The organism is Actinoplanes cyaneus, from assembly GCF_016862095.1.
Taxonomy (GTDB): Bacteria; Actinomycetota; Actinomycetes; order Mycobacteriales; family Micromonosporaceae; genus Actinoplanes; species Actinoplanes cyaneus.
This window is the reverse complement of record NZ_BOMH01000045.1, coordinates 195413-210088: the sequence shown is the minus strand read 5'-3', so window position 1 is coordinate 210088 and position 14676 is coordinate 195413. Positions and strand designations below refer to the sequence as shown.

Below are 14676 nucleotides of genomic sequence, written 5' to 3'. Positions count from 1 at the left end.
GGAGACGGCGTGCCGCGCCGTTGTCCCGGTCCGGCGCCTAAGATCCTCAGTGGACGTTCGACGGCGGCGGCAGGGGGCGGGATGGCGGCGGCGGAGACGACGGTGGTGATCATCGGGGCGGGGCCGGCGGGGATGTCGCTGGCCAACTTCCTGCAGCGGCGCGGGGTCGACTGTGTGGTGCTCGAAGCGCGGGACCGGGCGTATGTCGAGGGCCGGCAGCGAGCCGGGATCATCGATCACCGCGCGGAGCAGATCTTCGCCGAGTTCGGGCTGGCGGAGCAGGTGGCCGGTGGGGCGCCGCTGGAGACTTCCCTGGAGATCCGGGTCGACGGGGTGCCGCGCCTGATCGACGTGCCCGAGCTGTCCGGTGGAAGGCCGAGCCGCCTGGTGCCGCAGCAACTGATGGTGCAGCGGCTGATCCGCAGCTTCCTGGACGGCGGCGGGGATCTGCGGTTCGAGGCGCGCGACGTGACGCCGCACGGACTGGATGGTGACCGCCCGCGGGTCACCTACCAGGGCGGAGAGCTGAGCTGCTCGTACGTGGCGGGGTGCGACGGTTTCCACGGGGTCAGCCGGCGCAGCATCCCCGAGGAGGAGCTGACCACGTACAGCTTCGACCACGGGATCGGGTGGTACACGGTGCTCGCCGACTGCCCGGCGCCCCGCTACCCGTTGATGGCGGTCAGCCGGCACGGGTTCGCCGCCCAGTTCGCGCGGGGCCCGCACGCCAGCCGGTTCTACCTGCAGTACAGGCCGGGTGAGGATCCGCGGCAGTGGCCCGACGAGCACACGTGGGACGAGCTGCGGCTGCGCCTCGGAGACGAGATGCTGCCGGCGGGACGGATCACCGGCCGCGAGGTGGTGGACATGCGCAGCTTCGTGGCCGAGCCGATGGCGTACGGGAGGATGTTCCTGGTCGGCGACGCGGCGCACATCATCACGCCGATGGGCGCCAAGGGGATGAACCTGGCGATCGCCGACGCCTACCTGCTGGCCCGGGCGATCGTGGCGGCCGAGCGGGACGGCGACGCGGCCGGGCTGGCCGCCTATTCGCCGGCGTGCCTGCGGCGCACCTGGGACTACCAGGAGTTCTCCCGGTGGTACGCGGAGATGGTGCACTTCGCGGGCGACGACTCCGAGCCGTTCCGCCGCAGGCTGGCGCTCGCCCGCCTGGACCGCCTGTTCGACTCCCCGGCGGCGGGCGCCGCGTTCGCCGATCTGATGGCCGGCACCGAGGTCACGCTCGGCTGAGGCTCAGAGGCCGGAAAGCTTGCTCATGGTCGAGGTCAGGGTGTACTCCTTGACCTCCATGTAGGCCTTCTTGTCGTCCGGCACGCCCAGAGAGTAGGGGCACTCGGTGCTGTCCGCCTCGAGTTTCTTCTCCAGGACCTTCTTGCCGGTGGCTGTCTCGCGCACGTGCAGGCGGTAGGTCGCGTGGTAAAGGGTGGCCGTCCCCCCGGCGAAGCCCGACCCGGGGCTCGTGTAAGTGCAGCTCTTCGCCTTCTTGCCGACCGCGATCCGTTCCAGGCAGGCGACCATCTGGACCTGCGAGGGCACCATTTCGGTCGTCGACCAGGTCTTCTCGGCCGCCTTCGACTTGAGGAACCATGCCCTGAACATGGTGTACGTCGTCCGATCGCCACTGCCGGTGTCGCCGTAGACCAGGATCGGGTGCGGAACCTTGGTGGAGCTCCGTTTCGGCATCATCGGCCAGTAGACCGTGCCCTCACAGATCTCGCCCAGGTCGCCGATGTACTCGGGCGCGATGCTCTGCGCGACCGGGCCGGTCGGCACCGGTGACGTGTCCTCGCTGCCCGCGGCCGGCGGCGGGGCGGCCACCGAGGCCCCGCTCGACGGGGAGACCGCTGCCGGGGAGACGGCCGCCGGGGACGTCAAGGCGACCGGGGTGCGCTGCTTGTCGTCGCTGGACCAGCCGCGCGCGACCACGCCGACCGCGCCCGCGGCGAGCGCCAGCACGGCGACCACCAGGACCGTCACCAGGACGCGGGTGTTCCGGGCCGAGCCGGCCGCGGGCTGCTGGAGTCGCATCAGCTCCAGGTCGGAGAACGACTGGGCGCCGGCCGGCGGGACCAGGCCCTGGATCGGCACGGGCCACGGGTCGACCGGCTGCTGGATCTCCGGCGGCAGGCCCTCCGCGAGCTGCGGCCGGCCACCGGCCCGGGAGGCGAACTGGGCCAGGGGCGCGTGCTCGGTCTTCTCGCCGTGCGCGGCGTCGGCAGGCGGCTCCGGCGCACTGAGCTCGGTGTCGGTCTCGACAGGAGCCGCCTCGGGCAGGGCAGGGGCCTCCGGATCCGGGTCGGGCCCCTTCTCGTTCGCCGAATCAACCATGTCGCTCGCAGCCTCCCCGTACGTTCCGCGCGCGACTGTATCGAAGACCGTCACGGGGCCCGGCGCCGCCATGGCAGCACCGGGCCCCGGGTTGGTCAGCGGCGCTTCTTGGGCAGGTCGTACTGGTCGGCGGACCGGCAGTCGCGGTAGTCGCCGATCGCGCCCGCGGGGAGCTTCTTGATCGCCGCGCGGGCGCGCTGGCGGCCGAGGTTCCACGCGTACCAGGGATCGGGCTTCTCGAGGTCCTCGGCGATCCAGCTGAGCGTGCACCGGCGTACCGGATCGGGCAGCTTGGTCAGGGCCGGGGTCGCGTCGGCGGACAGCGCCCGCAGATACCACGCGTCGATCTTGCCGGTGTCCGCGTAGCGCTGGGCGTTGCGGCTGGCCGCGTAGCCCTCCGGGTCCAGGGTGCCCAGGCCGAGCAGCATGAGCACGGCCAGTGCGACGGTGGCCCGCGGGATCCATCGGCCCTGCCAGCGGATGCCGGCCACCGCCACCATCACGAAGACGACCCCGAGCAGGATCTCCAGTGACATCACGAAGATGCGCTCGCCGGTGAAGCTGTAGACCCGCTGGTACTCCCACATCCGGGACAGCGCGGACGCGACGATCACGACGCTCAGGCCGCAGACCAGGCCGAGCAGCACACGCAGCAGCATCCGCTCCCGCGGGGTGTCCCGTTTCGCCCAGCGGGCCAGCGCCGCGAGCATCGCCAGCGACAGCAGGGTGACGGCGACGAGCTGCCAGAAGCCGCTGCGGGCGTACTCCGCGTAGCTGAGCCCGGCGGTCTTCAGCACGTGCCGGCTGCCGCCGAAGAGGACGGCGAACTGCACCCCCACGAAGCCGCCGAAGAGCAGCACCAGAGCGGTGGCGGCCGGCGCCCACTCGACCAGGCCGAACCGGCCGCGGCCGGGCGTGTCCAGAGTCGAGACGGCCGGCGGCGCCGACAGCGTGTAGATGCCGGCGACCGCGATCAGCGCGCCGACGACGGCCAGGAAGACCCAGCGGAAGCCCGAGCCGAGGTCGAGGTCCGGCACGGCGTCACCGAGCAGCGTCGAGAACGCGACGTCGGCCGAGGAGAGCAGCGTGCCGAAGACGAGCAGGACCAGCACCGTGAGGGCGATCGAGAAACCGATCCGCTTGCCCATCCCGGTGTTACGGCTCGTGCCCAGATGCCTGCGCACCCAGGGAAGACCACGGAAGGCCGCGTACGGCGTGGCCACCAGCCCGAACAGGATCGAGCGCACCTGGCGGCCGCCGACGATCGCCAGCGTCGCACAGCCGAGCGCCCCGAACACGCTGAACGTGACCAGCCACCACGCGTTGCGGAACGCCGGGACCGCGAGCAGGGCCAGCGCCGCGACCGCCCAGCCGGAACGGATCCACCGCTCGGCATGCGGCAGGTCGGCGGAGCGGCGAACGCCCAGGATCACCCCGGCGGTGAGCACGAGCCACCCCAGGAACCACCCGATTCCCGTACGGTCGAGCGGCACGAAACAGGCGATGCCGAGCGCGCCGGCGAGCACCCCGGCCGGGACCGCACGCCCGCGGGTGCCAGTGGGGCCGGGCCAGTGCTTCTCGCGGAACTTCTGCCACGGGGTGGGCGGCGCCTCGTACCGGGAGAACGGGACGCGCGCGGGCTGCTGCTCGAACGGAACCCGGGAACCCTGCTGGGAGAAGGTCCAGACGTCCGGAGTGGAGCCGGGCGCCGAGGCCGGCGCGGCGGCGGCCGGAGCAGCGGCAGCGGGAGCAGCGGCAGCGGGGGCGGCGACCGGAGCAGCGGCGGCGGGGGCAGGCGTGGCCGACGGGGCAACGACGGCCTCCGCACCGGCGTTGACGCGCGCCGGAGCGACAGCATCAGGGCTCGCCGGCGCCTCGGGCTCAGCCTTCGGAGCGGCTTCCGGTGACGGCGCGGCAGCCTCACGCGAAGGCTCCGGAGCGGCGGCAGGTGAAGTGGGCGCGGCAGCGCCGGGGGAAGCCTTCGGAGCAGCTTCGGCGATCACTGCCGGAGTCGCGCCCGGCGCCGCGGCGGCGGTCTGCGCCTGCACCGGCAGCATGGGGATGAACAGCGCGTATCCGCGCGTCCCGGCCGGCACCTGCACGGGGATCGCCCATGCCGGAGCGCCTTCCGGTCCCGGCCAGGCGATCGACGGCAGCGCGTCGTCCGGCGCCATGACCAGCAGTTGCGGCACGGGCGGCGACGGATCGGCGGGGTTCCGTTGCTCTGGTGGGGAATCGGCCACAGCGTCCTCCTCGGTTCACAGGTTCGGCACAGCGTAGGGCGTCCGCGCACGTACGTCTACGTTGCGACGGTTCCGTACCGCCGTGACGACTCCGGGTGAACGCCGGAAACGGCGAAGGGCGGACCCGGAGGCCCGCCCTTCCCGCTGGTGAACCGGCTAGTGGCGCGGCCGGAACTCCCCCGCCAGCACGTACCGCGCGGCCGCGGTCCCGATCTTCACGCCCCGCTCGTCGGCGGTCCGGAAATGCACCCCGCCCCAGATCCGCGCCTCGACCACTTCGGACAGCGCCGACGAGAAGCCGCTGAACGAGCGGGTCGTGCCCGAGTCCGCGCTGTACGCGCTCATCGGGATGTCGTCCCGCCCGAAGAACCGCTGCCAAGTCAGCGTGAGCGCCGAGAACGAGCAGGTGTGCCCCGAGGTGTACTCCGGGAACGCCGGCGTCACGAGCAACGGCATCCAGGCCGGGTCGGCCACGGTCGCCGGGTTGCCGTCCAGGTCGGCCTGCTGCACCGCGGTGACCGGCCGCCAGAAGTTCCAGTACTTCTTCTCGTCGTAACAGGCGATCAGCGCGTCCGCGTTGGCGATGTCGGCCATCGCGAACATCCGCGCGGTCTGCAGCGTGCTCAGGTGCCGGGTCTCGGCGAGCTGACGTTTCATCGCCCACTCGGTGAGGCGGCGGTCGTGCCACCACTTCGCGGCCGCGGTCTGGTCCGGCGTACGGACCGTGCTGTCCACCCCGCCGATCGCCTTCACCTCGTTGAGGTCACGCGCGTACGCGGCACTGGTCAGCGCGGGCGGCCCGGCGGTGCGGAACATCGCCGGGTCGGGGAGCACGAACGGCCGCAGGTCGGCGAACCACGCGCCGTCCTGCGTGTTCGTCGGCGGGGTCGGCCGCCACTGGCCCGGCTCGGTGCTGATGTTCCAGCTGTCCGGGTCGAACGCGCCGTCACCGGCCCGCGCGGCGATCATCGCGGCCGCGGTCTTCCGGCCCACCGCGATGCCGTCGTTCTTCGCCCGGCCGTCGGGGATCGCTGCGAGGGCGGTGTCGTACTGCGCCTGGACGGTCGCGGCCTGCCCGGGGAAGAGCGAGAGCAGCACCCCGGAAGCGGCTGCGGCCACCGCCGCGTCGGCCGACGCGCCGTGCCGGGTCTTCGGCGCGGTCAGGTACGGCTCGTACCGCACCCCGGTGACCGCGTTCACGGCGTCGTAGACCGCACCCTGCACCATGGCGAAACTGCGTGCCGCCGTGGCCGGTGACTGCCGCGCCACCTCGTAGATCTCGTTCTGCGCGTTGAGGTTCCAGGTCACCACGGCGTTGGGGCCGCGCGAGGCGTCCCCGGCGTGCGCCGGTGAGGGTGTGAGAGTGGTGGTCAGGGCCAGGGCCGCGGTCAGCGCGAGCAAGCGGCGGTATGCCATCAGGGTCCCCCGGGGCTGTCGGAAACTGCCGCAACCACCCTGATGGCCGCCCACCGTCCACACAAGACCCGATCGACAATTGTCAACTTTGCGTGTTGTACGCCTCCGCGACGACCGTCACGCCGCGCGGGCTCTCGAAGTTCACGCGTCGGCGGAGCGCCGAGTCGTCGGCGGTGCCGACGAAGTCGTCGAGCGTCAGTGCCCAGCCGTCCTCCAGCGCCGTGGTGCCGTCCGCCGCGACGGAGGGCGCCGGGCGGGGTCGCCGTCGATGAGAACTTTGTTCTTCGATGCCTGCGGATCGGCAGTGTCAAGATCCCGTTACCTCGGAGCGAGAGATCGGAGGTAACGGGATCGCGGACTTCCCCACGGTCGCAGAAGCGGCCAGTCAGCCGACCAGGGCGGAAAACAGACGGTCGAAGATCGCCCGGGTCGCACCGGAAACGACAGCGACAAGACACGCGACGGCAAGCGTGCGTCGTGGCCGTTTTCCCTGCTCATCCATGTTTTCTGTGCTCCTTTCGCCAGACGGCATCACCACCGCCTGCCGACCAAGGTGACGGCTTCCGGCTTGTCCGGCATCAGGTCCGGACAAGTCCGGAGCCTGTTTCTTCCGTCGATCCCGCGACCTTCGATCAAGCGCAGAGAACCCGGTCACGCCGTAATCTTGTCCGGTGGCTCCGGAGCGACCGTCGGACAGCGAGAGGTCACATGGAACTGAACCAGGTGCAGACACCCGCGGACCTGGCCGAAGCTTTGAACGCTGTTCGTAAGCGTCCGGTCGTCTCTACGGCAGGTCGGCTTTCGCTGAGCACTGAGAGCGACATGTGTACGGGCAAGGCCCTTCCCACCCCGCATTCCTTGAGCCGTTTCCTGGACAAGTACGGGGTCGACAAGAAGGAGAAGGAAGCCTGGATCGCGGCCCGGGAACGAGCAGCATCACCTCGTCCTAGCCGTTTCCCGGCTGCACGGAGAGTCCGCGAGACGGATCCGGGCACACTCGGCGTGCACCCTGCGATCGACTCGTCCGAGTGCGGCGGTGACCTGCCGCAGTACATCCCCCGCGATCTGGACGCCGACCTCCGGCGGCGTATCCGTGACGGCGCTGGCGACACCGGTTGTTTTGTGATGCTGGTGGGCAGTTCGTCGGTCGGCAAGACGCGTTGCGCCTATGAAGCGGTCTCGGCTGAACTCCCGGACTGGTGGTTGCTGCACCCTACGAACTCCAACGAGCTCGCCTCATTCGCCGAGGATCCGATCGGCCGGACCGTGATCTGGCTGGACGAGCTGCAGCGCTACTTTCTTGACGGTCTGCAACCGGCGACCGTCAGAAAGCTCATTCATGCCCGAGACCCCGTGGTCGTGATCGCCACGCTATGGCCCTCGGTCTACGAACGGTTCGCCTCACCGCCGAGCGACGAGGTGGAGACCGTCCGCGGTTATCAGCAGATCGTGGAGATGGGGAAGAAGATCTGGGTCGCTGAACATTTCTCGGCCGCGGAAAGGCAACGCGCGGTGGATGCCGGCGACGTCGACGACCGGATCGCCACGTCATTGCACTCGGAGTTCGGCGTAACGCAGGCCCTTGCTGCCGCCCCAGCTCTGGTGAGCCGATGGCAATCAGGCACCGACGTTTACGGCCGGGCAGTGATCACCGCAGCGGTGGATGCCCGTCGGCTGGGGATACGCAGCTTACTGTCCGGCGAGCTGTTGAAGGCCGCGGCCCCGGGTTACCTGACCTTGACGCAGCGCGCGACCGCCCCGGCGGATTGGTTCGAGACTGCCGTCGAATACGCAACAAGACTGTTGCACGGCGCGGCCAGAGCCCTTGTTCCGGTCGGATCGGTCATGAGCCGGATCGACGGCTATGAGGTCGCGGACTTCCTTGTACAGACCGGAGCCCGTTCTCGCCGGATGCACATGCCACCGATCGAGGCCTGGGCTGCCTATGCCGCCGCCGACATGTCAGCCGACGAACGCACCGAAGTCGGGAAGCAAGCTCATCGGCGAATGCTCCTGCCCGAGGCCGAGACTCTGTTTCGAGGCGCGATGGCCCAGGGCTCGGAATACGCTTCTCTCATGCTGGCGCAACTCTTGCACCAACAAGGCAGGATTGCTGACCTCGAGAGACTACCGGCAGATCCCGGAATAGCCGGCGACTTCGTGACAAGAGCCATCGCCAGCCTTCGGGGGGAGCCCGATCCAACCATCGGAAGCCCTTCGTGGAGATTGGCACAGTCCGCCTCGGAAGGTGACGAAGGGTCTGAGGTGCTGCTCCGGCACAACGCCAAACAGGGCGATCCCGAAGCGGCATTGGACCTGGGACTCCTGCTTCAACATCGTGGCCGGCACGAGGAAGCGCAGAAATTCCTCCGGCGTGCTCTGGCCGCGGGATCGCCGGCCGCACTCGCCTTTCTCATCAGAGGCCTGTTGCATCTTGGTCGGACGGCAGAGGCCGAGGAACAATTACGAAAGCATCTGACGGACCTGCCGAGCGAAGCCCGGCCCATGCTGGCAAACCTTCTGGAACAGCAGAATCGTCACGAGGAAGCCGAGCAGTGGCTGCGTGCGGCGGTCGACGCAGAAGACGATGGCGCGCGGCAGGCTCTTGCCTCCCGTCTCCGGGTTTGGGGGCATGATGCGGCCGCAGAGGCGACACTCAGGGACGCGATCGCGGCGGGCGAATCAGATTCCCGTCACGCGCTGGCCCTCTTCTTGATCGCGGCGGAACGCGCCGACGAGGCGGAGGCCGTGCTGAGGCAGGGCGCCGCACTCGGCGATGTCATGAGTCGTGACCTGCTCACTCAACGGCTGCGCGACAGCGGACGCAGGGAAGAGACACAGGAAGTACTCCGTGAGGCAGTACACCATGACGATCCCATGGCTCTTCGAACCCTCGTGGAGATGTTCGTTGCGGACCATCGCGCGAGAGAGTGCGAGACATTCCTGCGGGAGTCGATCACCGCAGGTGTCCTTGATGCTGATGTCGAGCTGATCAGATTTCTGGTGGAACAGGGAAGGCCGCAGGAGGCGGCCACGCTGCAACGTTACGGCTTACGACCGGACGGAAAACCGGCTCGCTTCTGACCTTTACCACCCGAGAAGCAACCCGCTGGCGAGCCGGCCCTGTTCGAGACCGGCCCACCAGCGGGCGGGGATCACCGCGGGATCAGTTGCCCGGGGTGACGGTGAAGGGCAGCTGGATCTTGGCGCCCGAGTCGGCGCCGGTCAGCGTCACGCCGGTCGTGCCCGGCGTCGCCGCCCCCGGAACGCTGACGGTCTCGCCGGAGACGACCCCGTCCGCGTTGGCGTGCAGCGTGGTCACTGCCAGGCCCGGCCCGAACGTGCCGGTCACCGTCTCGTTCGGCGCGAACCCGGAGCCGTCGACGGTGATCGCCGTGGCCCGCGGTCCCTGGGTGACCGAGAGCTTGGCCTCCGGCTGGTACGCCGGCGCGGCCTGCTTCGCGCTGAGGTCGACGGTGCTGGCCGTGGCGGTGGCCGCGCCCTTGGCCACGGTCACGGTGAACGTGACGGTGCTGCCGGCGTTCGCGTCCCACGCCGTGACGTGCACGGTGTAGGTGCCCGGCTGGGCGTACGTGTGCGTCCCGCTGATCGCCCCGGAGGAGTCGATCACCGCGTCGGAGGGCACGGTGCCGTCACCCCACTGGGCGGTGGCGTGCTGGGCGCCGGTGGCCGTGCCGAGCTTCGCGGCGAACTCCGTGCCGGCGGTCGCGGTCTGGCCCGCGGGCGCGGTCAGCGCCAGCTCCGGCCGCGGCGTGCCGTCGTCGGCGATCGCGAAGACGTGGATGCGTCCCGCCGAGCCGGGGTCGCCGGTCTGGGTGGGAAGGGTCACCGAGACGAGCGTCTTGCCCGCCGGGATCTGGTACGGGGCGGTGGCGAACAGGAACGGCACCGCGCCGTCGGTGTCCGTGCCGCGCAGCCGGTACGCCGACTTGGCGACGATGACGTTGCCGTAGGCCGGCGTCGCGTTCGGGTTCGCGCCCATGGTCCAGTCGGTGAACTGGATCGGGACGCTCGCCGTGCTGCCGTCACTGAACGTCGCGGTGCCCGTCGTGCTCTGGTTGCCCTGGGTGCCGGTGCCGATGAAGGAGATGCTCTTCGCGTCGGCGGGCAGGTTCAGCGCGATCGTCCTGCCGTTGCCGGTGGCGTTGTCCGGCTGCCCGGCCGGGGTCGCCGGCAGGGTGAAGCCGAGCGCGGTCCCGGGCACGACGGCCCGCTTGCCCTGGGTGAGGCCGGCCGCTGCCAGCGCGGTCCGGGAGTAGGCCCAGTTCTTCGCGTCGCAGTTGGCGCCGAGCACCCCGTCGTCACCGATGCAGACGGTGTCGAACGCGGCGGTCAGGCCACCCTGCGGTGCGTAGGAGACGTTCACGCCGACGGTCGCCGAGTCCTGCCCGTCGCCGTCGGTCACGGTGACCGACGCCTGGTAGAAGCCGGGCTTCGCGTACGTGTGGGAGCCGCTCACGCCGTAGACCGCGCGCGAGCTGAGCGTCGTGACGCCGGTGGTGGCCGGCGTCCCGTCACCCCAGTCGACGGTGGCCTGGTAGTCCGCCGCGGTGCCGCCGGTGACCGTGGCCAGCGGCACCGACACCGCGGCGCCCGAGCGGGCCGCCACGTTCGTCGCGCCGGAGACCGTGACCGAGCCTCCCCCGAGCTGGACGTCGCCACCGGCGAGCAGCTCGATCTCGGCCAGGCCGGCCTGCGCCGCACCGGTCGTCTTCGTCACGACCAGGCGGAACCGGGTGAACCGGCCGGGATGGTCGACCTCGAACGGCCGGGTCTGGTTGCGCCACGCGAACACCTGGTTCTTGCGCTTGTCCAGGGTGGTCCAGGTGATGCCGTCGGCGGAGCCCTCCAGCGTCCAGTCGGACGGGTCGCCGGCCTTGGCCCCCGAGGTGAGGGTGTAGTAGGTCGGCGCCTGCTCACCACCGCGGAACGTCCAGTCGATCTGCGGGGTGCCGGAGGCGAAGGTCAGCTGCGTGGACGACGAGTCGTCGAACAGCTTCGCCGCGTCCTGGCCGCCGTCGGTGGTGGCGGTGCCCAGGCCGGGGCCGGTGACGTCCTGCAGCGGCTTGGGCACGTCGTTGCCCTTGGTCAGCGAGTCCGGCACCTCGTTCTTGCCGGTGAACCACGACGACGGCTTCGGGCCCATGACGAACTCGATCGTGCCGCCCTTCTTCAGGACGGACGAGTCGATCGAGACCTTCTTCTGGTCCTTGCCGTTGAGCCGGGCGTACTGGACGTAGACGTTCTTGACGCTGTTGTCGTACGCCTTGACCACGATGTCGCCGGTGGTGCGGTGCACGGTCATCTGCTCGAACTGCGGCGAGCCGATCGCCCAGCTGGACGAGCCGTTCTGCAGCGGGTAGAGGCCGAGCGCGCTGAGGATGTACCACGACGACATCTCGCCGTTGTCCTCGTCGCCCAGGTAACCCTGGCCGATCTCGCTGCCCACGTAGAGCCGCTGCATGATCTCCCGCACGATCGCCTGCGTCTTGGACGGGACGCCGGTGTAGTCGTACATGTACGGGATGTGGTGCGAGGGCTGGTTGCTCATGCCGAGCTGGCCGAGGCGTACGGCCCGGGCCTCCAGCATCTCGTGGATCGTGCCGCCGTACCCACCGGGGTGGTCGGCCTTCTCCGGGGTGGCGAAGAACTGGTCGAGCTTGTTCTCCAGCTGCTTGCGGCCGCCGTACAGGTTGGCCAGGCCCTGCCCGTCCTGCTGCGCGGTGAACGCGTAGTTCCAGCCGTCGGTCTCGGTGTAGACGCCGCCCCAGTCGAGCGGGTCGCCGTCGAGGAACGTGCCGTTGGCCTGCCGGCCCTGGAAGAACTCGGTCTTGGGGTCGAACATGTTGACGTAGTTGCGGGCCCGCTCCAGGAAGTACTGCGACTCCTCCTTGAGCTGCCCGATCCGCGTCTTCGGCGTGGCCGGGTCCTTGGCCAGCGCGGCCGCCATGTTGCCCAGGCCGTAGTCGTTGATGAACCCTTCCAGGGCCCAGGACACCGACTCGCCGGTGGTGGTCGGCGTGTAGCCGAGGAACAGCGAGGTCTCGATGCCCTTGCGGCCGACCGCGCTGCGCCCGGAGGCGACGGTGGCATCCTTGACCGCGGCGTCGTACGCGCCGAGCGGGTCGGGCAGCTTGACCCCGTTCAGGTACGCCTCGGCGAGCGCCACGTCGGCGCTGGTGCCGGTCATCAGGTCGGCGTAACCGGGCGAGGACCAGCGGGCGATCCAGCCGCCGTCCCGGTACTGCTGGACGAACCCGTCGGCGAGCTTGGCGGCGACGTCCGGGTAGAGCAGCGAGTACGCCGGCCACACGGTCCGGTAGGTGTCCCAGAACCCGTTGTTGACGTAGATCTGGCCGTCGACCAGCTTCGCGCCGGTGGTCGTCGGCGTGGACGTGCCGGTCGGCGCCGAGACCGGGCTCGCGTACTGCCAGTGCGGCGCGGCAGCGGTGCCGGTGTTCTCCGACTGCGAGTTCGGGTAGAGGTTCAGCCGGTACAGGTTGGAGTAGAGCGTGACCAGCTGCGTCTCGGTGGCGCCCTTGACCTCGATCCGGCCGAGCCGGTCCTTCCACGCCGCGGTGGCCGCCGCGTGGATCTGGTCGAACGTCTTGCCGGTGACCTCCAGGCCGAGGTTCTTCTTCGCCTGGTCGGCCGAGATGAACGAGGTCGCGAACCGCAGCGTCACGGTCGGGGCCGCCGCCGTGTCGAAGGTGGCCGAGGCCGCCGCGGTGGCGGTGGGCGCGCGGTCGAACGTGCCGGCGTAGAACATCCGGCTGCGGCCCGCGGAGAGCCCGCTGCCGTTGTCGACCCAGCCGGTGACGGTGCCGTCGGCCGCGATCGTGAACGTGCCGTTCTGGAACACCACGCTGCCGGTGGCCGAGCCGGCCGGGAACGTGAAGTCGGCGACGCCGCCGTGGTCGGTCGGGGTCATCCGCGCGACCAGGCCGTTCTGCGTCCGCACCGAGTAGAGGTCGGGGCGGGCGGTCTCGTCGGCGTGGCTGAACGCCAGCGCGCGGGTGCCCGGCGCGCCGGTGAGGTTGCCACCGGCCGGGACCGGCATGACCGACATCTGGTTGCGGTCACCCATCCACGGGCTGGGCTCGTGCGAGATCGCGAGGCCCTGCAGGGTCGGCAGGTTCGCCGCGTTGTTGTCGCGGTGGTAGACGTACTCCCACGAGTCCGACGTGGCGTCGGTGACCGGCGTCAGGAAGTTGAAGCCGTTCGGCACCGCCGCCAGGGGCAGGTTGTTGCCGCGGGAGAAGCCACCGGACGCGTTAGTGCCGCGCCGCGTGTCGACGTAGTTGGTCAGCGCCGAGCCGTCGATCGCGGCGGGCGTGCCGGTGACGGCGACGTCGTCGATCCAGCCCTGGAAACGGGTGGCCGCCTTCGCGCCCGCGTTGTCGTAGGCGAGCAGGATCCGGTCGATCGTCTTGCCGTTCGCGACCTTGCCCAGGTCGGCCTGCACCGCGTTCCACTCGTCGGCGAAGAGCACCTTCGACGTGCCCTGCCCGGCCGGCGTCAGCGCGTTGCCGTGCTGGTCGGCCGCGGACCGCTTGCTCAGGTAGGTGCCGTCGGTGAAGTGCAGGTCGAGCGACACGAAGGTCGACGGGTACTGCAGGTCCTCGGCCGTGAGCTCGGGGAAGATCTTGTAGCTCAGCCTCGACGCCGGCCCGACCGGGATGTTCACGTCGAAGAGCCGATTGCTGGCGTACGAGCGTCCGTCGCCCACGGCCGCACCGGCGTAGCGCAGCGAGGCGAGCCCGGTGAACCCGGCGCCCGGCTTGGCGTTGGAGCCGCGCGACGGGCCGGTGCCGGTCACGGTGACCATCGGGGTCGCCGGCGGCGTGACGTCGGTGCCGTCGCTGAGGTCCCAGTCGGCCAGCTGCACCAGCGAGTCACCGGAGTTCGCGGTGATGTTCAGCCGGTAGAACGCGTACGCGCTGGTGTTCTTGAAGGTGTAGGTGTTCGTCGCGAAGCGGCCGCCGAAGCTCTGGCCGGTCCGCTTGTCCAGGTCGGTCCACGTCTGCCCGTCGGCGGAGCCCTGGATCGCGAAGTCCTTCGGGTCCCGGCTGGCCGCGTCGTTCGCCGAGGTCAGCGAGTACTTGACGACGGTCACGGGAGCGGCGAGCCGGTAGGTGACCCAGCCGGTCGGGCTGAACGCCAGCCACTTGGTCGACGAGTCGCCGTCCTTGAGCTTGAGCGCCACCTCGTTCGGCGCGTTCTCGGCGCTGGCGGTCACCTCGGTGACCTTGTCGAGGACGCTGCCGGGCAGCCCGGTCCGGATCGAGCCGGTCAGGTTGCCCTGGATCGGCTTGCCGTTCGCGTCGAGCTCGGTGGTGCTGGCCGCGGGCTGCTGGTCCGCGGACTCGAACGAGGAGGCGAAGTCGCCGGCTTTCGGCGCGGCGTTCGCGGGGGTGGGAGCGGCGGTCAGACCGACCGGGAGAAGAAGCACGCCGGCGACGGCTGACCACCGTCGGGGCGAGCGGGAGAACTGCATGCGGACTCCAAGCGGAGGAGGTGCATAGTGGACGCCCTGCTGATCAGAGATCGCCAGCTTCAACCCGCACTGACAACGTTGTCAAGACGTTGCTCGAAATGCTGCGGAAACAATCCTTACCAATACCGGAAATAGCGGCGCCGGGCAGCG

The 14676-nt window shown here is 70.1% G+C and carries 6 protein-coding genes; 2 read left to right on the top strand and 4 right to left on the bottom strand.

All coding sequences use genetic code 11. The features are described from left to right. The first annotated feature begins 81 nt into the window (after positions 1 to 81). Positions 82 to 1251, top strand: coding sequence for a 4-hydroxybenzoate 3-monooxygenase (locus Acy02nite_RS30780; RefSeq protein WP_203747585.1), 1170 nt, complete (start codon positions 82 to 84; stop codon positions 1249 to 1251). A 3-nt stretch (positions 1252 to 1254) separates the two neighbouring features. On the opposite strand, the gene Acy02nite_RS30775 is transcribed toward Acy02nite_RS30780, so the two are convergent. The 3 genes from Acy02nite_RS30775 to Acy02nite_RS30765 all read right to left on the bottom strand — a co-directional run bounded on the left by Acy02nite_RS30775 (position 1255) and on the right by Acy02nite_RS30765 (position 6008). Then, positions 1255 to 2349 (bottom strand): hypothetical protein, encoded by a 1095-nt coding sequence (locus Acy02nite_RS30775; RefSeq protein ID WP_203747582.1) that lies wholly within the window; start codon positions 2347 to 2349, stop codon positions 1255 to 1257. A 95-nt stretch (positions 2350 to 2444) separates the two neighbouring features. Continuing rightward, positions 2445 to 4592 (bottom strand): DUF4153 domain-containing protein, encoded by a 2148-nt coding sequence (locus Acy02nite_RS30770; protein ID WP_203747580.1) that lies wholly within the window; start codon positions 4590 to 4592, stop codon positions 2445 to 2447. A 156-nt stretch (positions 4593 to 4748) separates the two neighbouring features. Continuing rightward, positions 4749 to 6008 carry a vanadium-dependent haloperoxidase gene (locus tag Acy02nite_RS30765; RefSeq protein WP_203747577.1) on the bottom strand — a complete coding sequence of 420 codons (1260 nt, stop codon included), beginning with the start codon at positions 6006 to 6008 and terminating at the stop codon, positions 4749 to 4751. A gap of 708 nt (positions 6009 to 6716) precedes the next feature. Here Acy02nite_RS30765 and Acy02nite_RS30760 point away from each other — a divergent pair. Next, a complete protein-coding gene (locus Acy02nite_RS30760) occupies positions 6717 to 9092 on the top strand; it encodes a tetratricopeptide repeat protein (protein ID WP_203747574.1) in 2376 nt (791 codons plus the stop codon). 82 nt (positions 9093 to 9174) lie between these two features. Here the strand turns inward: Acy02nite_RS30760 and Acy02nite_RS30755 are convergent, their stop codons facing one another. Next, positions 9175 to 14526, bottom strand: coding sequence for a GH92 family glycosyl hydrolase (locus Acy02nite_RS30755; protein ID WP_203747571.1), 5352 nt, complete (start codon positions 14524 to 14526; stop codon positions 9175 to 9177). Between the last annotated feature and the right edge of the window lie 150 nt (positions 14527 to 14676).

Bases quoted from the DNA above. Each gene is read 5' to 3' on its own strand.
- Acy02nite_RS30780 (WP_203747585.1), top strand. From the start codon at position 82: ATGGCGGCGGCGGAGACGACGGTGGTGATCATCGGGGCGGGGCCGGCG.
- Acy02nite_RS30760 (WP_203747574.1), top strand. From the start codon at position 6,717: ATGGAACTGAACCAGGTGCAGACACCCGCGGACCTGGCCGAAGCTTTG.
- Acy02nite_RS30775 (WP_203747582.1), bottom strand. From the start codon at position 2,349: ATGGTTGATTCGGCGAACGAGAAGGGGCCCGACCCGGATCCGGAGGCC.
- Acy02nite_RS30755 (WP_203747571.1), bottom strand. From the start codon at position 14,526: ATGCAGTTCTCCCGCTCGCCCCGACGGTGGTCAGCCGTCGCCGGCGTG.
- Acy02nite_RS30765 (WP_203747577.1), bottom strand. From the start codon at position 6,008: ATGGCATACCGCCGCTTGCTCGCGCTGACCGCGGCCCTGGCCCTGACC.